Here is an 18,222-nt window from a genome sequence, read left to right as displayed (position 1 = left end):
TCTATAAGCTATTCTGGAGGTTTAGAAACAACGGCTAACATATCGTATATACAACCTGGTTATAAATAAGCTACAATGATTCAGCTAAAATACAGAAAGAAGGTTAAGCTATGCGCGTCTCGCTTCATAACCGCACAATCCATGCGGTGAAGCTCACCTTAATAATGCTTCTCTCCTCCATCCTCATCCTCAGCGGGTGTGAAGACTCCGCTTCTTCTGCCTTGAACACTGTTCCAGCAGTTGCTGAGGCCTTGACCCCTGCTGCAGAACCCGGAGAACCTGTATCCTTCTGGGTCGCCACCGATACGCATTATCTGGACAAAACCCTGGAGGACGGCGGTCAGGCCTTCCAGACCTATGTCACAGGCGGCGATGGCAAAATGCTTCCTTACAGCGATGAGCTGACCGAAGCTCTGGTCCGGGATGTGGAACAGAACAAGCCGGCTTTCCTCATTCTGAGCGGCGACCTCACCAATAACGGGGAAGAGGGCAGTCATAACGAGCTGGCCGCGAAGCTGCACCGGATGGAGGCTGCCGGAACCCGCGTCTACGTGACTCCGGGCAACCATGATATCAACAACCCCTGGGCCAGATCGTTCGACGGTGACAAGCAGGTCGTTGCCAAGCATATTAATGTAGAGGATTTCCTGCGCATCTATGATGATTTCGGATATAACGAGGCGGTCTCGCGGGATGCGGACAGCTTAAGCTATGCGGTGAAGGCAGCACCCGGCCTGTGGCTGCTGATGCTTGATAGTGCCCAGTATGCACATAACGAAGAATATAATTTTCCGCAGACCGACGGGCGCCTGCTGCCCTCCACCCTTGCCTGGATCGACGACAATGTGAAGCGGGCCGCTCAGGAGCATGCGTCTGTGATTACCGTGATGCATCATAATCTGCTGAGCCATACCTCCATGGCCGTCTCCGGGTTCAAGCTCAATAACAGCCAGGAGACGATGAAAGCTTTTCGCAGGAATGGGCTAAACCTGGTATTATCCGGGCATATTCATATGCAGGATATCCGCCGCGATCCTCCAGAAGCCTCGATAGATCCGGCCTTACCTGTCTATGATATTGCTACAAGCGCCTTCGCGGTGAACCCGCACCAGTACGGCAGAATGACCTTCGATCCCGCTTCGCGGGCCGTGACCTACCACACCGCTCAAGTGGATGTTGACGGCTGGGCCAAGGCCAACCACAAGACTGATCCGCACCTGCTGAACTTCAAAGCGTATGCGGAGCAGATTTTCGCAGAGAACTCATATGACAAAGCGATGAAACGGCTTAAGGAGAGCAGCTTCACGGAGGCGCAGAAGCAGTCGATGGCTGAGGTGATGTCGAAGCTGAACGTGAAGTATTTTGCCGGGAACGCTGCTGATTCGCTGGAGGAGATCCGGGCGATGCCGGGATTCAAGCTGTGGGAGAGTATGGAGGGCGGCTTCATGTCCGGATATATCCGCAGTATGGCGGAGCATGCAGAAGTGAGCAATACCTCGCTGGAGATGATTCTGACTACACAATAGCAGATAGCAAAGCCTCCCTTACGTTCGGCAATTCCTTGTGTGAATTGGTATATAGTTAAGATTTGAAATCCAAGCAGGGTCGGCGCTGCGGTGAACATTTGGACTTCCGGCCGCTGTTGTCCCCAGATTTCTTGATTTAAACCACTCTTCGTGGTAGAAATCCGGTGACAAAGGCGGTCGCTATCGCTCCTTCAGTTCCAAATTTCCCCTCCGCTTCTCTTTGCTTTTAATTTACGGATAACAGGGCTATGCCTTACGCTTACTTTGCGGTTCGCACTGGAGTAATTAGAAAAAAAGTTGAAGAAAGATCATTCTTCGGGTGTATGACTATCGGGCTCATTTTGCCGGTAAATCTCAAGCGTATGAACTCACTACTCGTACCATGTAGGATGTCTGCCACATACTTTCCATTTAGCGAGATCGTGAAATCCTCCCCGTTCTTCTCGAGTATAGATACCTCGTCCTCAATATCTCCGATTTCTGCGGTTTGGGATAACAAACGTAGTCTGTCGGCAGCGGTCTCTAACCTTATAATACTTTCACTCGCCAATACCGTCGTCCGTTCGACGGCTTTTAACAGAGGAGCTGTTCCAATTGTAATCTCTGATATAAAAGTGTGCGGAATCACATGGTGCAGGGACGGGTACTCCCCCTCAATTAAAGCAGATTGAACCATAATATGGTTAGCAGTGAATCTAACATGACGGTTGGTTACTTCAACTTCTGTTGTTCTGTCCTCGCCGTCCATGATTTTAACCGCTTCAACTAAATTTCTGCCAGGCACAATAATATGCCTCTCTATCTCAGCATCATGTTCCACATCTATAGTCCGGGAAGCCAGACGAATACCGTTAGTAGCCGTTAACTGTAACCGATGATTTCTATACTGAAAAGATACCCCGGTCAACACAGGCCTATGTTCTGATGAAGAAGCCGCTCCTGCCACTTGTAGGATAGAAGCCTTCAATAGTTGATTATTAACTGCTAATTTAAGTACAGCATGATTCTCAGCAGGATGTATCGCCGGATAATCTACAGCATCCATTCCGCATAACCGAATTTGTGTATGTTCTGAGGAGATAGTGAGCCGTAAGGATCTGTCGACTTCCAAAGTAATCATCCCAGCATCAGACTTACGTATGATTTCGCAGAAATACCTTGCCGGTACAACCACTTCTCCAATTCTCTGAACCGTCAAAGAGGTATCTTCCCCGGGAATCCGATACTGGATAGTCATACTGCTATTGCTTGCCGTAACTACTAGTTCATTGGTTAGAGCTTGTATATGAACCCCTGCCAGTATGGGAATCTGTTGGTTTGCAGGTACAGCCTTAAGCACTTGCTGAAGAGCTTTGAGAAGAATATCCTTGCTTACGTTGATCCGCACTGGCTTCACCCGCTTCCATAAGCTACATTACAAATCGGTAGACTCAATCAGAGATCGGATAAGCTCCGATCGGGACAATTTATGCTCTGCGCAATGTTGTTCAACCTTCTCCCAGAGCTCACTAGTTAAGGTTACCGAGACTTTTTTCGTTACACCTATGTTCTTGCGGCCTGCTCCCTCCCGGGGACCTCCTCTTGCAGACATGAACCCTAATTGACCTTCTTTATTAGAAAGACCTATTTTTAGATCATTTTGAGTCAATTTAATTAGTCCTCTCATTTTTTGATTTAGGTTACCTATTTCAATATTTCTATTATTATTTTACCACATGACTTATAGACTTACAATGTTACGAATGAATGATGAACCTGGCTGTATACCAAAAAACTGACCTCGCAATTAAGCAAAGGCCAGTTCAACATGTAGCGTTCCATGAGTTATACGGTTAAGTCACCATCCGATCACCATTCCTCCCGCCGCACCGGCCACCACAACCAACCAAGGCGGCAGCTTCCAGAAGACCAGCATTACGAACAGAATGACAACGAGGGCAAAGTCCAGCGGCGCAAGGATGGCTGTCGTCCACAGGGGGTCGTACCAGGCGGCCAGCAGAATTCCGACCACAGCAGCATTGATTCCGGTTAAGGCTCCTTGCATCCGGGGGCTCCTTCTTAAGCTGTTCCAAAAAGGCAATGCGCCCGCAACCAGCAGAAAGGCTGGCAGGAAAATCGCGAGCGTGGCCAAGATGGCCCCGGGCACACCGGCGGTCATTGCTCCAAGATAGGCGGCAAAAGTGAACAACGGACCCGGTACAGCTTGCGTGGCCCCGTATCCCGCCAGGAAATCGGCTTGGCTCACCCAGCCGGCAGTAACAACTTCTTGTTCCAGCAGCGGAAGCACGACATGTCCACCGCCGAACACCAAAGCACCGGAACGATAAAAGCTGTCAAATATCGCTAACGGTCCCGCCTCAGCCGTACCTCTAAGGAACGGGAGCACTATCAGGAGTACGCCGAACAATGCTAAACAAACGATGCCAGACGACCGGCGGATGGGGATCGGAAGATTTGTCACGTTCTCCGCAGAACTGTGGCGGTACAGCCATACCCCGGCTATGCCCGCTACAGCAATCGTGAGAATCTGGCTGTAGCCCGTCTGCCATGATAATGTAACACCTGCCGCTATAACCGCGATGCCTACTCTTTCCCGGTCCGGGGTCAGCTTCTGCCCCATACCAAGGATGGCCTGGGCAACAATTGCTACAGCTACGATCTTCAGACCGTGAATCCAGCCCGCATCGGCAATATCATAGCCCTGCAGCAGGAAGGCAAACGCGACCAGCGCAAGGACGGAAGGCAAAGTGAAGCCCAGCCAAGCGACCAACCCGCCCAGCCAGCCTGCCCGTATTATCCCGATGCCAATCCCCACCTGACTGCTCGCGGGACCCGGTAGGAACTGGCAGAGCGCTACCAGATCCGCATAGCTCCGTTCATCCATCCATCTCCGGCGGCGGATATATTCATTGTGGAAATAACCCAGATGGGCGACCGGTCCGCCGAAGGAGGTAAGACCCAATTGGGCCGATACAAACAGGATCTCAAGTAAAGCTCCAGCCTTCCCCTTCCGATATTCTCCCGGTACCGTCTGTTTCTCTGCTTGCATACCTGTTGCTCCCTTGCCTCCAGAATGTATACCTCATTCCAGATTATCATCCGCGTTCAAGCATTGGATAAAAGGTGCAGCAGTGTTTCGTAAATATGCAGTGAAAATCGGCATTTAAGGAGTCAGCTTGACACTCTCCAGCCGGTCAATCAGCTTACGAAGGCCAGCTTCATCCGCTCCATAAGGGCGGACATCCTCTCCAAGCAGCTTATCCATCTCTTCTCTGGCGAACGTGAAGCTGTAAGTTATACCTTCATCAGCAAGTGAGTAATTAATAATATCCGCGTTATCAATCAGGCTGAACAGCAGGATCGAATTATGCAGGAGAGGCTCCCGGCTTAACGCCTGAAGCTCATCGTTCCACATTCCCTTAATATCGTTCACTGTATAATTGATGGTTAACTCATACGGGCGGGAGCCGGTTGTCAGCTCAATGCCTGCCCTCTCCAGTCCCTGGGGCAGCGGCATTGCACCAAGCAGCGCTGTGACCTTGCTGGGGTCGCCAATATACTTTGTCTTATTCTCCAGCAGCTGATCCACCGTATAACCGGAATATAGCTGCTGCGACGGACGATGCACAGGCTTGGGATTAGCGGTACATCCAATCAGCAGGATCACAAGGACGAGGGTAAAAGCGGCCACACTCCCCGAGGTCGGCTGGCGGTAAGCAAGAATATGCTTAATCCGTGCCTTTACACTGCTCTCTCCAAAAGCCAGCGGACTGCCGGTCATAAGACCGCTCCGGCGGGTTGAAAATCCAAGCAGGGAGCCTGAGTAGCTGCTTTTAACCTGCGGACCCAGCTTCCGGATCACCGCCTCATCGCAGGACATCTCCATATCCTTGCTCATGAGCACAAAAGACAGCCACATCAGCGGATTGAACCAATGGAGAATGACCAGCAGGAACATCAGCGGCTTGATCAGGTAATCCCGCCGGTTAATGTGAGTCTGCTCGTGCAGCAGGATATGGGACAGCTCCTGTTCACTCATCCCGGCCGGGATATAGATCCTTGGCTTCAAGAAGCCGAATACGAACGGAGTCATGATCTGGTCCGTCTCAAAGACATGCCCCTTCACAATTGTTGCTGTACGGACACTGTGCATGACTCTCACATAAGAGAACACGCTGTACAGGAGCAGTACTATAACACCTGTCAGCCAGATCATACTGCCGGCCCACAGGATGACTTGCACCGGATTCACGCTTGCTGACGGTGCTACCGGCGGAAGCAGGCTGTTCCACAGGCTTCCTGCTGAACCTGTTCCGGTGTCCAATGCAGGTTGCGCTTGCCTCCCTATATTCTTCGGAACGAATTGCAGCTGCCCTGTGCCGGACGAGCCTGCAGGCCCTGCCAGCCTCAGGATACTGAAGCTTGAAGTGAAGCTTACCGGCAGGATCAGCCTGATCATTACTGCGGACCACAGCATATAGGAGAAGATCTTGGGGGCGCGCCGCAGCAGAACTCTCGCCAGTATTACGGCGACGGCTACATAGCTGGCAGTAATGCTCATGTTCAGAATGCTGATCCACAGGTCCGTCATTGGGAGGCCTCCTCGATAATCCTCTTCAGCTCTGCCGCTTCCTTCGCGGACAATTTCTTATCCCCGAGAAAAGCAGTCAAAAACTGCGGCAACGACCCGCCAAAGGCTTTGTCCACTACCGTCTGGCTCTCATGCCGCTGCGCCTCCGACTTCGGGATGACAGCTGTGACCATGGCCCCCTCGTTTCTGAGAATTCCCCGCTCACATAGCTTTCTTAACACGGTATAGGTCGTGGATTTCTTCCAGCCCAGCGCCGAGAGGCTCAGCTTCACCAGCTCTGTAGAATTAATCGGCTCATGATCCCAGATCAGGCAAGCGAATTTATATTCAGCATCATATAATTTGTAGGGCTCCATCCTGTTCACTCCTTATAAGTTTATTGCAGTAGACCTAATGACGTTAAGTCTATTGCAATAAACCTATATTGTCAAGGCAAGACTGGTAACTCCCACAGAACAAAATGCCTGCGGCATCCCCATTGTGGTCGGTTTTTCGACCACATCCGGCCCACACGCCTCTGCCGCACCGAATGTAGTCGGTTTTTCGACCATATCCAGCCCACACGCCTCTGACGCACCGAATGTGGTCGGTTTTTCGACCATATCCGGCCCACACGCCTCCGCCGCACCGAATGTGGTCGGTTTTTCGACCATATCCAGCCCACACGCCTCTGCCGCACCGAATGTGGTCGGTTTTTCGACCATATCCGGCCCTCACACCTCCGCCGCACCGAATGTGGTCGGTTTTTCGACCATATCCCGCCCACACGCCTCTGACGCACCGAATGTGGTCGGTTTTTCGACCACATTCGGCCCAGATGACCACGCGCTGTCCATGTGTCCGGTGTAATCCTATTACTGATTCAGAATATAGTCATCCTGCCGATGCTCCAAGACACCGGACGAAAATCATAATTTCCTATTCAACAAAAAAACCGGAACCGCCTGATTACTCAGGGGTCCCGGTTTTTTGACTAGAACGTTACTTCTTACTGACGTTCGATCCAGATATAGCCGTCATCATCCACTTCAACCGTGGCGTGCAGGCCTTCGGCCAATACACGCAGCGGCACATTAGCATCTCCGTACTCATCTACGAATACGGCTAACGGAAGCTTCACGGTCTTGCCGGCAATTTGTGCCTGCGCGGAACCGATTTTGAATACGAGCTGATCGCCGTATACATCGTCGGTAACCTTGATCGACTTGTTAGGCCCATCCCACTCTACCTTAGCGTCCAGATCCTCTGCCACATAGCGCAGCGGTACATAGGTAGTGCCATTCTTCACGACCGGATAATAGTAATCGTCGTCCGGTGCGATCATCAGGCTCTTGGAGGTAATTGCCATTTCCTCTTTGAGCAGCTTATAGACGGATGAATTGGCATCGAAGCTTCTCAGCGTCTCACCCGGCGTAAGATCTCCCTTGGAGTAATCAATTGCGCCTGTCGTGCTGATCGGATCAGCTGTTACCGGACCATTCACATTCCAAGTCTCGGACACCAGCTTCATGTTGATGCTCTGCAGCGGCAGATATTCATCGGCCGGAAGAGCAACACTCAAGTCAATGTTCTGTTTGCGGACATGGAAGCCGCTATCCACGAAGATATCCGCAGTCAGCTTCGTATCCTTGCCGAGAACAGTCTTGAGTTCAGGGGTCGATTCATAGAGATTCTCCAGTTGCTTGTCATAGACGAGCAGGAGAGCATCCACCGCCAGCTTGGCTGCATCATGCACTACGGTGACTACCCCTTCTTTGTCTTCCAGCGGAATATCGCCCAGACCGATGCTGTTCAGATCTTCAGCTCTGTCTTTGATGAGCGGATACATGTAATCATACAGACCGCTGATCAGGGCAGTGAAGCCTTCGGTATCCTTAGACACAGATCTCAGGAAGCTCTTAAGCAATACCGGAAGCTCTTCCCCTGTAATTTCCGTATGTAGCTTCGTCAAGCTGGTTGGCTGGCCGTATACGGATTCATTTACTGATGTCACTGTGATCGCACCCGGATTCGGAAGATTCTTGATCACAAACTGGGAGGCCAGCTTAGTGAATTCCAAGGTCTTGGCAGGATCGGTTGCTTCCAGGCCGAGCAACATTTCATTGCTCTGAAGCGGCATGTAGAACGGCTGCTTCGCACCTTCTGCGGTGAAGACCAGGTTCTTCTGGTCGGTGAAGAGGGAGAAAGGAATCTTGAACTCCTTGTAACCCACAACTCCCGTGGCCGAGACATTGCCGTTATCCTGAACCTTCACATGGCCGAGCGTAAGCGATAAGGAATTAATAAGATCAACAACTTCACGGTCCTCTGCGGTGATGCCTGCAGCAGGAACAGCGCTCAGGGTCATCGTAGTGCTGGATTCAGAGGATTTGACATCCAGATCCCCCAGCAGTGCCTTATTGACATCGAAGCCGCCAACCGCCTGGCAGCCTGACAGAATCAGCAGCAGGGCGAGAATCGGCACCAGCCATTTGGTTCTTGCTTTCATTTTCTTCATAGCATGTCTCCTCTAGCTCATAATTTGGCAACGTACCCATCATCTCAGAGGAGCATCAATTTGTAAATACAGCACCTGGAAATGATGAACCCTCATACGCTAAATAAACTCCGCCATTCTATAAATACCCATTCTTTGAAAAAGAGAAACTTTACCAACGCAAGGATTGCTAAATGGGCCGGATAAAAGCACCACCAGACCCAGCGCGGCAGACGTCTCTTCTCCAGCAGCACCCAAAAACCCGGGGTCAGCGCAATCAGAAGGGTCGGAATTATGCTGGCCATCTGCACCAGCCAATGATAATAGAACAGATAGAATACATTCAGCGCCAAATGCGCCAGCACGAGCACATACGAATGGGTATACCGGAAGATCAGCACCAGCAGCAGGCCGTAAGCGTTGTAGTCGAGCGGCAGTGCATCCATCAGCAGCACAGCGATTACCACTACCGGAATACCCGCCCACAGATTCGGCAGCTTATCGAGCAGGGCAAGGACCAGCGCTGAGATCAGCAGGGTGAAGACGACGTTCCAGCCTCCCGGATGAATCGCCAGATTGTACGGAATCTGTGCCAACACCGCAATGACAAGCAGCCGCCGCAGATAGCGGGGTCTGGAGGAGGTATGGATATAGCCTTGCGCCAGCGCGTAGCAGTAGATCGGGAAGGCAATTCTCCCCACATATCTCCAGGCAAGCTCACCCGGGAAAAAGATCAGCCCAACATGGTCAATCAGCATGGTCAGCATGGCAATAATCTGCATCTGTAGCCTCCTGTTACTATCATGAAATATAAAGCACCTTAGGTGCTATTATCCATGCCAGAGCCGTATGCTGCAAGCTGTGCGGGAGAACTTGTACGACAGGCAAGCCGGAGCCGCTCCCTCTGGAGCAGTTCCGGCCGGGTTCTATCTTACTATCAGGCTGTCTTCGACTTGTTATAGATATCAAAGCCTACCGCCAGCAGCAGCACCAGTCCCTTGATCCCCTGCTGCCAGTCTACGCCGAGGCCGACGAGCGACATACCGTTGTTCATGACGCCCATGACCAGACCTCCGATAATAGCACCGACTACGGTTCCGATTCCCCCGGACGCGGAGGCTCCGCCGATGAAGCAGGCAGCGATAGCATCCAGCTCGAAGTTCGTACCGGCCTTAGGGGTAGCCGAGTTCAGCCGGGCCGCGAAGACCAGACCGGAAAGGGCAGCGAGTACACCCATGTTGACGAATACCCAGAAGGTCACCCGTTTGGTTTTGACGCCGGAGAGGCTTGCTGCCTTCTCATTGCCGCCCAGGGCATAGATATGCCGCCCCATGGTCATGTGGTTCATGACGAAGGAGTACAATACGATCAGCACCATCAGAATCACAAGGATATTAGGAATCCCGTTATATTGTGCCAGAACATAGGTGAACAGGTTGATGACGATCACCAGCGCAGCAGCCTTGGCAACGGACATCCAGACCGCAGACCGCTCAAAACCGTACTTCACTGTGATCCTGCGGCTGCGGATTTCCTGATAGATCACCAGCAGCGACAACAGAACACCGATGATCAGGGTCAGCACATTCAGCGAGCCCACGCTTGCGACATCAGGAATGAACCCGGAGCTGATCTTCTGAAAAGTCTTCGGGAAAGGTGCAATCGACTGCCCGTTCAGCACGATCATCGTCAGGCCCCGGAACAGCAGCATGCCCGCCAGGGTAACAATGAACGCCGGGATTTTGACATAAGCGACCCAGAAGCCTTGCCAGGCCCCGACCAGCGCGCCCATCAGCAGCGAGATGACTACGGCCAGCACCGGATTCAGCTCCATATCCACCATCATAATGGCCGACAGGGCACCGATGAAGGCAGCTACCGAGCCGACCGAGAGGTCGATATGCCCAGTGATGATTACCAGCACCATCCCGATAGCCAGCACCAGTATGTAGCTGTTCTGCAGAATGAGATTGGTCACGTTCAGCGGCTTCAGCAGAATGCCGTCGGTCAGAATTTGAAAGAACACCGAAATAAAAATCAAGGCAATGATCATGCCGTATTGGCGGATATTTTTTTTGAACAGTTCACTAATGGCTCCCATGCGGTGTTACCCCCTGCTTCGTGTCATAAATTTCATCAAAAGCTCCTGCGACGCATCCTTCCGCTCGACTTCCCCGCTGATCCGCCCTTCACACATGGTGTAGATCCGGTCGCACATCCCGATGATTTCCGGCAGCTCGGAAGAAATGACCAGCACGCCCTTCCCCTCTGCGGCAAGGCTGTTGATGATGGAATAGATTTCGTATTTGGCCCCGACATCGATACCCCGCGTAGGCTCATCCAGGATCAAAACATCCGGCTGGGCGTAGATCCATTTGCTGAGTACCACCTTCTGCTGGTTGCCGCCGCTGAGATTCACGGTTTTTTGCAGGATGCTGGGGGTCTTGATATTCAGCTTCTTGCGGTATTCCTCTGCGACCAGCACTTCCTCGTTCTCATTAATGACGCCATGGCGGGAGAGCTTCTTCAGGCTGCTGAGCGAGATGTTCCGCTTGATATCGTCGATCAGGATCAGGCCGTAATGCTTGCGGTCCTCGGTCACGTAGGCTAACCCATGCTCTATCGCCTGGCTGATGTTATTCAGGTGTACTTCCTTGCCGTGCATAAAAGTCTGGCCGCTGATCCGCTTGCCATATGACTTGCCGAACACACTCATCGCCAGCTCCGTGCGCCCTGCGCCCATCAGCCCGGCAATGCCGACCACCTCACCCCGCCGGATGTGGAGATTAATTTGATCCAGCATTTTGCGGCCCGCCTGTGTCTCATGATAGACATTCCAGTCACGGATCTCGAAGATCGTCTCTCCCAGATCCGGTGTGCGCTCAGGGTAACGGTTCGTCAGATCGCGCCCGACCATGCCTTTGATAATGACATCCTCTGTAACGGCATCCTGCTTCATATCCAGGGTCTTGATGGTCTGTCCATCCCGCAGAATCGTGACGGAATCCGCTATTTTCTCGATTTCGTTCAATTTGTGGGAAATGATAATCGAGGATATCCCCTGCTTCTTCAGCTCCAGAATGAGCAGCAGCAGGTTCTCGCTATCATCCTCATTCAGCGCCGCTGTCGGTTCGTCGAGAATGAGCAGCTTCACTTCCTTGGAGAGCGCCTTCGCGATCTCTACAAGCTGCTGCTTGCCGACACCTATCGTAGAAACTCCTGTAAACGGCGATTCCTTGAGGCCGACGGTGGTTAGCAGCGCCTTGGTCTTGACCGTCGTTTCGTTCCAGTTGATCACCCCGCGTCTGGCCTGTTCATTGCCGAGGAAGATGTTCTCCGAAATCGACAAATACGGAATCAGCGCCAGCTCCTGATGGATAATGACGATCCCCAGGCCCTCGCTGTCCTTGATATCCTTGAACTGGCATACCTGCCCCTGGTAATAGATATCCCCTTCATACGTCCCGTGCGGATACACTCCGCTAAGCACCTTCATCAGCGTGGACTTGCCTGCCCCATTCTCTCCGCAGAGGGCGTGGATCTCGCCTGCCTTCACCTGCAGATTGACTGACGAGAGCGCTTTGACGCCGGGGAATGTCTTGGTAATACCTTTCATCTCCAAAATAATTTCGCTCATGTGCCTCTCACCCAGCTTTCCTTGTGACTGTGCAGCGGTTCTCCGGCGGCGCTCCTTGCTCCGAAGCTGCCGCCGGTACCCGCCAGACCTGCGCTATGACGGCTATTGTCCCAGCTGATCCTTGGTGTAGTACCCGCCGTCCACCAGCACTTTATCCACATTGCCCGCATCCACAGAGACCGGCTCCAGCAGGTAGGACGGGACGATTTTGACCCCGTTGTCGTAGGTGGTGGTATCGTTGACTTCAGCTTCGGTCCCCTTCAGCACACTCTCCGTCATCTCCACTGCCTTCTTGGCCAGCTCGCGGGTATCCTTGAATACTGTCTGGGTCTGCTCTCCGGCCAGAATGGACTTCACGGAAGCCAGCTCGGCGTCCTGTCCGGTAACCACCGGAAGCTTCTTGTCACCGGAGCCGTAGCCTACCCCCTTGAGCGAAGACAGGATACCGATGCTGATGCCATCGTATGGAGACAAGACTGCGTCCAGATTATCGCTCGCATAGTTCGCACTCAGCAGGTTATCCATCCGTGACTGGGCGGCAGCGCCGTCCCAGCGCAACGTAGCTACCTTATCCATCGTAAGCTGCTTGCTGCGGACCACCAGTTTACCGGAATCGATATATGGCTTCAGAATCGACATGGCGCCGTCGAAGAAGAAGTAGGCATTGTTGTCATCCGGCGATCCGCCGAACAGCTCGATGTTGAACGGGCCCTTGCCGTCCTTCAGGCCAAGCTTCTCTTCAATGTAAGAGCCTTGCAGCACACCCACCTTGAAATTATCGAAGGTTGCATAATAGTCTACGAATTCACTTTTTTTGATCAGACGGTCATAAGCGATCACCTTAACGTTGGCGTCATGCGCCTTCTGCAGCACGTCCGTCAGCGCCTCACCGTCAATTGAAGCGATTACAATTGCGTTCACACCTTTGGTGATCATGTTCTCAATCTGCGAGACCTGATTCTCCACCACATCCTCCGCATATTGCAGATCTGTGCCGTAGCCCAGCTTCTCGAACTCCTTGACCATGTTGTTGCCGTCATTCACCCAGCGCTCCGAAGATTTGGTCGGCATCGCGATGCCCACCTTGCCCTTCGATGTGTCCCCGCCGCCGGAAGAGCTGCCAGCGCTGCTGGATGAATTACCACTGTTGCCGCATGCAGATAAGATGAGTACCAGTGTTAGCAGAAGCGTGATCATTGAATATTTTTTCATTCCTGCACTACCCCCTGAACTATTCTGATGTCTTCCACAGGTGTTCCCGTGTGACAAATCGAGTATAGCAACCGGGGGCAGGTGCCGTATTTACACTGAGGCTACTGTTTTTGTGAAAATATAACTTTTTATATGCAAAAAGGAATGCCCTCTCGCCTATAGATGGCTACTGAAGCATTCCCCACTATTCATTCTGTATCTTCAGTTACTTGCGTACCTCAGCCTGCACCCCTTTACGGAACTGCAGCGGCGCCACACCGGTCTGCTTCTTGAAGGCCGTGCTGAAATAATGCTGGGTCTCATAGCCCGACTGCTCCGCCACCTCGTTAATACTGAGGTCGGTTGAATGCAGAAGCTGGGCGGCCCGGCGGATACGGGTCTGGGTCAGATACGTGCCGAAGGATTGGCCCAGCTCCTGCTTGAACAGGCGGCTCAGATAGACCGGGGAGGCTTGAAGCAGGCCTGCTGTGGCCTCCAGGGTAAGCTCGCATTCGCTGTAATGCTCCTGGATATGCTGCTTCGCCCGGCGGACGAGCGGGGACAGCGGCTGCTCCTTGACCAGCGCCACCCGGCAGCTCCGGTAAGCGGCAGCAAGCTCTGTAATCTCTCCCTGGATCAGCCGCGTGCCGACTTCAACAGCGATTTTGAGATGGCTGCGCACTGCGGCCTCCACTCCGGCCAGGATGCGCTCACAGGCGGCATCCCACAGCAGGATAACGATCAATCCGGCGGCGTCCCGGAACATCACCTTGGGATACGGGTCCAACAGCTCGGCGGCGATATTCTCTATGGCGAACAAGAAGAGCTGCCGCTCTTTCTCCTTCATCGCCGGATGCTGGCCCTCCCACCTCCAGCGGATGATGCCGATCAGCTCCGGCCGCTGCGGCGGAAGCTTGAGGAATTGCAGCTGCTCCCGGATCTCCGCCTGGCTCAGATTACCATCCAGCCATTCCTGGCAGAAGCGCTCGCGCAGCAACGGGAAGTTCTTCATCAGCTGCCGGGAAGCCTGCTCCAGATGCTGGCTCTGCTGCCGCTCGGACTCCAGCTCATCGCGGACGCCCCGCAGCACCTGCATCAATTGCTTCGGCTCCGCAGGCTTGAGAATATAATCATTCACCTGCAGCCGGATCGACTCCTGGGCATAGGCGAATTCATCGTGGCCGGTGATCACAATAATCTTGCAGCCGGGCAGTGCCTCCCGCAGCCGCTTCATCAGCTCCATGCCATGCATAATCGGCATGTTCAGATCCACCAGGGCGATATGAATGGCATTCTCCACGGCCAGCTCCAGCGCCTCTTCCCCGTCTTCTGCCTCTGCCGTCACCTCCATGCCCAGGCTATCCCAGTCCACGCATTGCCGGATGCCCTCCCGGATAATGCGCTCATCATCGGCAATGATTACTTTCCATTTCTCTATCATCTGCGGATCATCCTCCTCTGTCCTAATCCTTCTCAGGGTAATGCTCACGAACAACCGGATGACATACGGTTACAAGAGTTCCCTGCCCCGGTCCGCTCTCAATCTGGATACCGTACGGCGCTCCATAGGTCAGCCTGATCCGCGCCTGCACATTCAATATGCCGTAGCCGCTTCCTGCGGTGCCTGTTACAGCCATGTCCGTCTCCGTACGCTCCAATTCTTCTGCGCCAACCGCTTCGAGCCGCTGTCTGAGCTCCTTCAGCTTATCCGCAGACATCCCTGCACCATCATCGCGTACGGTAAGATACAGGTCGTTGTCCCGTTCTACAACTGCAATGGAGAGGTGGCCGGGGCCGCGTCGTTCCTTGATGCCGTGATAGATCGCGTTCTCCACCATCGGCTGCAGCAACAGCTTAAGCACGTACAGCTCCTGTAAGTGCGGCTCCACTTCAATGGAATAGGTCAGCTTGGTGCTATAACGAACATGCTGAATTTTCAGATAGCTGACGATATGCTCCAGCTCATCGGAGAGCGGTATGATATCACTCCCTTTGCTTAAGCCCAGCCGGAACAGCCTGGAGAGGGACTGGACGACCTCGGCGATATCCTCCGCTCCCTTGCTGCGGGCCATCCAGTGAATCGTATCCAGCGTATTGTACAGAAAATGCGGCTTGATATGCGCCTGGAGACTGCGCAGCTCCGCCTCACGCTTTTGCCGCGCCTGAAGCTCGGTCAGGGATAGCAGCCGGCTAATCTGGGCCAGCATCGTATTGAAGCTGCGGCCGAGCAGCCCGATCTCATCGGATCGGCTGCCCCAGTAGCGGATCGTCAGATCACCGGACTGTGCCTTGCTCATGAAGGAGGCCAGCTGGCCGATAGGACGGGAGATCGAATAGGCCAGATAGAATGAGGCGGTCATGCCCAGCATACAGACCACAAATACAAACGTGACAACATTGAACGTAATCTCGCGGATTCCATAAGCCGACTCATCCATCGGGAACACGCCCATCGTGGTCCAGCCGGTAAACGGCGAGGTCCGGTAGATCAGCTGAAGCTTGCGGCCGTCTACTGTCTCCGAGGTAATGCCCGAGGACTCGGTGAACAGACCTGCCGGGATGTTACGCATTAAAGGGTGCTGCGGCGCGTAAATCATCTCTCCGCGATTGTCCACCACCGTCAGATATCCGGTTTTGCCGAGCGTGACATCTCTAGCCGTCTCCGCGATCACCCGCAGCTTCAGATCCACCAGCACCACACCCTGGACCACCTGCGTCTCAGGATTCACAATGGCCCGTACAGCAGAGACCACCTCGCTCTCCTTATAGTCCACATGGGACCTGACCGCACGGCCATACGGATGCCCGACGATCAGGAAGATCCCCTTATTCTCTGCCGCCTGCTTGTACCAGCTCTCCTCCGTCAGCCGGGTACCGGAACGGGTATACATCTCGTTGCTGATGAAATCGCCTTCACGGTTGACCAGCATGATGCCTGCTATCTCGGAGCTGAGTGTGGTGAATCCCTGCAGAAATTTGCGGATATTGTATTCCGCCGATTCCCCATTGCCCGCTGCGGGGTCCGGCTGTGCCGGAGCCGGTGACGCCCCCTTCAGGAACTTCTGGACGCCCGGATCGAACGAGATCAGGTACGTAATTTTCTGCAGATTCTCCACATCACTCTCTATGGCGGTATTTACCTTGCGGATGAGCTGCATCGTGTTCTCGGTACTCTGCTCCTCCACGATCCTGTCCACCGTCCAGCCAATCAACAGCCCCAGTCCAATGGAAGGCAGAATGCTAATCAGCAAAAAGTGAATAATCAGCTTATAGCGGATCGGCATATTATTCAGCTTCAGCTTCTCCATGCTCACGCCGGTCTTGTGCATCCCAGGCTCCCCCTCTGCCGCCTATTTGGCATAATAATTGTCCACATTCTGCCGCGTGACCACATCAATTCCGGTATCTACAGAATCGGGGACAGGCAGGGGCTTGTTATTGGCATAGGCCTCAGGATCAGCCTCCAGATCACGGTGCAGATGAAACAGCTCGGTCAGCGACCAATAACCCATATTCCAGGTGCCCTGGGCCATGGTTGCGGCAATCTTGCCTTCCTTCACCAGATCGAGTGTGCCTTTATCCGTATCGAAGCTGATAATCTGCGGGACCGGTCCGCTCCCAGGGGCGGCATCCACAGCTTCCGCGACCCCGATGCCTCCATTACTTTCCGTGGCAAAAATTCCCGCCAGCTGCGGATAACGCACCAGCAGCTGCTCGGCAGCCTCCCTGGACGCCACCTGATCTCCCCGCCCATCCTTAACCGCCACCAGCTTCATCTGCGGGTATTTGCTGCGAATTGTGTCCGTGAAGCCGTCCGTCCGCTCCTGGTGATTATGCTGATCCGGTGTGGTGATAATAGCTACCTCGCCCTTGCCCCCGGTCAGCTCGGCCATCTTATGCGCCGCCTTCGTTCCGGCATTATAATTGTCCGTTCCCAGGAAGGAATACGCCTTGCTGCCCTCCGCTCCCGAATCAAACAGCACCACCGGAATACCACTCTCCACAGCCTTGTTAATCGTCGCTGTAAGCAGCTTGGAATTCACGGCCGAGATGGCAATTCCCGCCGGCTTCTTGGCGATGGTCTGCTCCAGCACCGTCATCTGTTCACTCGCATTATGCTGGGTGGAGCCGTGATACTCGACGGATACATTAAGCTCCTCTGCGGCGTCCTCGAAGCCCTTCAGCACGCTTTTCCAGTAATCTATGCCGATCTGGAACGTAACCATCACGTATTTGTCCTCAATATTGCCGCGCAGTCCCGCAGTCTCCCACGGGTCTGCCGCATTCCCCTGCTGCTTGTAATTCAGCACGTAGAGTACGAAGATGCCGATTAGCAGCACGTAGACAAGCCCAAGCTTTTTCACATATGTAACCCCTTTCATAACAATGAATGCTGAAGGCCCTAGGTCCCCAGGTTCTTCCATCTATGTCCAATCTAGTCTACTGGCTTGGCAGCCGTTCCGTCAATTACGTTACTGGGCCAATAGTTAAAAACTCGTTATCTGCTACGACATTTTATGTCGTACCGCTTGTTCTATACTGGACAGGTACCATCAATTCAATGAAACGAGGATTACAAGAATGTCAAAAACCAAACGCGGACGGGTACTCTGGACCCTTCCTTCCCGTGGACGCGGCACCTGTCCGGTCTGCGGGACCACCCGGATCAAGCTGCTCTACACCAAAATAAAATCCGACGGCAGCGCCCTGAAGGTCTGCAAGCGCTGCGACAAAGCGACGCAGGTTAGAGTGGACGCAGCAACCAAGTAAAATGACGCAAGGATGCCCCCTGCTTCATGCT

At 53.4% G+C, this 18,222-nt stretch carries 17 protein-coding genes; 2 read left to right on the top strand and 15 right to left on the bottom strand.

The window, feature by feature from the left end; translation table 11 throughout:
* Positions 1 to 110 precede the first annotated feature (110 nt).
* Positions 111 to 1,526 carry a metallophosphoesterase gene (locus NYE26_RS12195; RefSeq protein ID WP_339256104.1) on the top strand — a complete coding sequence of 472 codons (1,416 nt, stop codon included), beginning with the start codon at positions 111 to 113 and terminating at the stop codon, positions 1,524 to 1,526.
* Between the two features lie 259 nt (positions 1,527 to 1,785).
* Here the strand turns inward: NYE26_RS12195 and dnaN are convergent, their stop codons facing one another.
* From dnaN to NYE26_RS12120, 15 genes are all read right to left on the bottom strand, one after another.
* Positions 1,786 to 2,913: a DNA polymerase III subunit beta gene (gene dnaN, locus NYE26_RS12190; RefSeq protein WP_339256102.1), complete on the bottom strand. Its 1,128-nt coding sequence runs from the start codon at positions 2,911 to 2,913 to the stop codon at positions 1,786 to 1,788.
* Between the two features lie 27 nt (positions 2,914 to 2,940).
* Positions 2,941 to 3,117 (bottom strand): ribbon-helix-helix protein, CopG family, encoded by a 177-nt coding sequence (locus tag NYE26_RS12185; protein ID WP_200869585.1) that lies wholly within the window; start codon positions 3,115 to 3,117, stop codon positions 2,941 to 2,943.
* Positions 3,118 to 3,363: 246 nt separating this feature from the next.
* Positions 3,364 to 4,575: a chromate transporter gene (locus NYE26_RS12180; protein WP_339256099.1), complete on the bottom strand. Its 1,212-nt coding sequence runs from the start codon at positions 4,573 to 4,575 to the stop codon at positions 3,364 to 3,366.
* A gap of 114 nt (positions 4,576 to 4,689) precedes the next feature.
* Entirely contained in the window at positions 4,690 to 6,117 is a 1,428-nt protein-coding gene (locus tag NYE26_RS12175; protein ID WP_339256097.1) for a M56 family metallopeptidase, read from the bottom strand.
* On the bottom strand, positions 6,114 to 6,473 hold the full coding sequence (locus NYE26_RS12170; RefSeq protein ID WP_036729328.1) for a BlaI/MecI/CopY family transcriptional regulator: 360 nt from the start codon (positions 6,471 to 6,473) through the stop codon (positions 6,114 to 6,116). Before NYE26_RS12170 ends, NYE26_RS12175 begins: the two co-directional genes overlap by 4 nt.
* A gap of 63 nt (positions 6,474 to 6,536) precedes the next feature.
* Complete coding sequence (locus NYE26_RS12165) at positions 6,537 to 6,821, bottom strand: hypothetical protein (protein ID WP_339256095.1); 285 nt, start codon at positions 6,819 to 6,821, stop codon at positions 6,537 to 6,539.
* 9 nt (positions 6,822 to 6,830) lie between these two features.
* The gene (locus NYE26_RS12160) at positions 6,831 to 6,953 is read right to left on the bottom strand and encodes a hypothetical protein (protein WP_339256093.1); all 123 of its coding nucleotides are present in this window, start codon (positions 6,951 to 6,953) and stop codon (positions 6,831 to 6,833) included.
* A 152-nt stretch (positions 6,954 to 7,105) separates the two neighbouring features.
* The gene (locus NYE26_RS12155) at positions 7,106 to 8,614 is read right to left on the bottom strand and encodes a copper amine oxidase N-terminal domain-containing protein (protein WP_339256091.1); all 1,509 of its coding nucleotides are present in this window, start codon (positions 8,612 to 8,614) and stop codon (positions 7,106 to 7,108) included.
* Positions 8,615 to 8,706: 92 nt separating this feature from the next.
* The gene (locus tag NYE26_RS12150) at positions 8,707 to 9,375 is read right to left on the bottom strand and encodes a TraX family protein (RefSeq protein WP_339256089.1); all 669 of its coding nucleotides are present in this window, start codon (positions 9,373 to 9,375) and stop codon (positions 8,707 to 8,709) included.
* Positions 9,376 to 9,530: 155 nt separating this feature from the next.
* The gene (gene mmsB, locus NYE26_RS12145; RefSeq protein WP_036729333.1) at positions 9,531 to 10,694 is read right to left on the bottom strand and encodes a multiple monosaccharide ABC transporter permease; all 1,164 of its coding nucleotides are present in this window, start codon (positions 10,692 to 10,694) and stop codon (positions 9,531 to 9,533) included.
* A gap of 6 nt (positions 10,695 to 10,700) precedes the next feature.
* Complete coding sequence (gene mmsA / locus NYE26_RS12140) at positions 10,701 to 12,230, bottom strand: multiple monosaccharide ABC transporter ATP-binding protein (RefSeq protein ID WP_339256086.1); 1,530 nt, start codon at positions 12,228 to 12,230, stop codon at positions 10,701 to 10,703.
* Positions 12,231 to 12,332: 102 nt separating this feature from the next.
* The gene (gene chvE, locus NYE26_RS12135; RefSeq protein ID WP_339256084.1) at positions 12,333 to 13,442 is read right to left on the bottom strand and encodes a multiple monosaccharide ABC transporter substrate-binding protein; all 1,110 of its coding nucleotides are present in this window, start codon (positions 13,440 to 13,442) and stop codon (positions 12,333 to 12,335) included.
* A gap of 205 nt (positions 13,443 to 13,647) precedes the next feature.
* Positions 13,648 to 14,862, bottom strand: coding sequence for a response regulator (locus NYE26_RS12130; RefSeq protein WP_339256082.1), 1,215 nt, complete (start codon positions 14,860 to 14,862; stop codon positions 13,648 to 13,650).
* A gap of 22 nt (positions 14,863 to 14,884) precedes the next feature.
* Positions 14,885 to 16,750, bottom strand: coding sequence for a sensor histidine kinase (locus tag NYE26_RS12125; RefSeq protein ID WP_339256080.1), 1,866 nt, complete (start codon positions 16,748 to 16,750; stop codon positions 14,885 to 14,887).
* Positions 16,751 to 16,771: 21 nt separating this feature from the next.
* On the bottom strand, positions 16,772 to 17,785 hold the full coding sequence (locus tag NYE26_RS12120; protein WP_339257446.1) for a substrate-binding domain-containing protein: 1,014 nt from the start codon (positions 17,783 to 17,785) through the stop codon (positions 16,772 to 16,774).
* Between the two features lie 217 nt (positions 17,786 to 18,002).
* Between NYE26_RS12120 and NYE26_RS12115 the strand changes: the two genes are divergently transcribed.
* On the top strand, positions 18,003 to 18,191 hold the full coding sequence (locus tag NYE26_RS12115; protein ID WP_036729349.1) for a hypothetical protein: 189 nt from the start codon (positions 18,003 to 18,005) through the stop codon (positions 18,189 to 18,191).
* The last annotated feature ends 31 nt before the right edge of the window (positions 18,192 to 18,222 follow it).

The organism is Paenibacillus sp. FSL P2-0136 (assembly GCF_037975325.1).
In the GTDB taxonomy this organism is placed as follows: Bacteria; Bacillota; Bacilli; order Paenibacillales; family Paenibacillaceae; genus Paenibacillus_AQ; species Paenibacillus_AQ silagei.
Note: the sequence above shows the minus strand (reverse complement) of the source record. Positions and strands in the feature narration are given on the sequence as shown.

What these genes read in the sequence shown, in the direction of transcription:
- NYE26_RS12195 (WP_339256104.1), top strand. Translation starts at nt 111, where the DNA reads ATGCGCGTCTCGCTTCATAACCGCACAATCCATGCGGTGAAGCTCACC.
- NYE26_RS12185 (WP_200869585.1), bottom strand. Translation starts at nt 3,117, where the DNA reads ATGTCTGCAAGAGGAGGTCCCCGGGAGGGAGCAGGCCGCAAGAACATA.
- NYE26_RS12180 (WP_339256099.1), bottom strand. Translation starts at nt 4,575, where the DNA reads ATGCAAGCAGAGAAACAGACGGTACCGGGAGAATATCGGAAGGGGAAG.
- NYE26_RS12175 (WP_339256097.1), bottom strand. Translation starts at nt 6,117, where the DNA reads ATGACGGACCTGTGGATCAGCATTCTGAACATGAGCATTACTGCCAGC.
- NYE26_RS12170 (WP_036729328.1), bottom strand. Translation starts at nt 6,473, where the DNA reads ATGGAGCCCTACAAATTATATGATGCTGAATATAAATTCGCTTGCCTG.
- NYE26_RS12165 (WP_339256095.1), bottom strand. Translation starts at nt 6,821, where the DNA reads ATGGTCGAAAAACCGACCACATTCGGTGCGGCAGAGGCGTGTGGGCTG.
- NYE26_RS12160 (WP_339256093.1), bottom strand. Translation starts at nt 6,953, where the DNA reads ATGGACAGCGCGTGGTCATCTGGGCCGAATGTGGTCGAAAAACCGACC.
- NYE26_RS12155 (WP_339256091.1), bottom strand. Translation starts at nt 8,614, where the DNA reads ATGAAGAAAATGAAAGCAAGAACCAAATGGCTGGTGCCGATTCTCGCC.
- NYE26_RS12150 (WP_339256089.1), bottom strand. Translation starts at nt 9,375, where the DNA reads ATGCAGATTATTGCCATGCTGACCATGCTGATTGACCATGTTGGGCTG.
- mmsB (WP_036729333.1), bottom strand. Translation starts at nt 10,694, where the DNA reads ATGGGAGCCATTAGTGAACTGTTCAAAAAAAATATCCGCCAATACGGC.
- mmsA (WP_339256086.1), bottom strand. Translation starts at nt 12,230, where the DNA reads ATGAGCGAAATTATTTTGGAGATGAAAGGTATTACCAAGACATTCCCC.
- chvE (WP_339256084.1), bottom strand. Translation starts at nt 13,442, where the DNA reads ATGAAAAAATATTCAATGATCACGCTTCTGCTAACACTGGTACTCATC.
- NYE26_RS12130 (WP_339256082.1), bottom strand. Translation starts at nt 14,862, where the DNA reads ATGATAGAGAAATGGAAAGTAATCATTGCCGATGATGAGCGCATTATC.
- NYE26_RS12125 (WP_339256080.1), bottom strand. Translation starts at nt 16,750, where the DNA reads ATGCACAAGACCGGCGTGAGCATGGAGAAGCTGAAGCTGAATAATATG.
- NYE26_RS12115 (WP_036729349.1), top strand. Translation starts at nt 18,003, where the DNA reads ATGTCAAAAACCAAACGCGGACGGGTACTCTGGACCCTTCCTTCCCGT.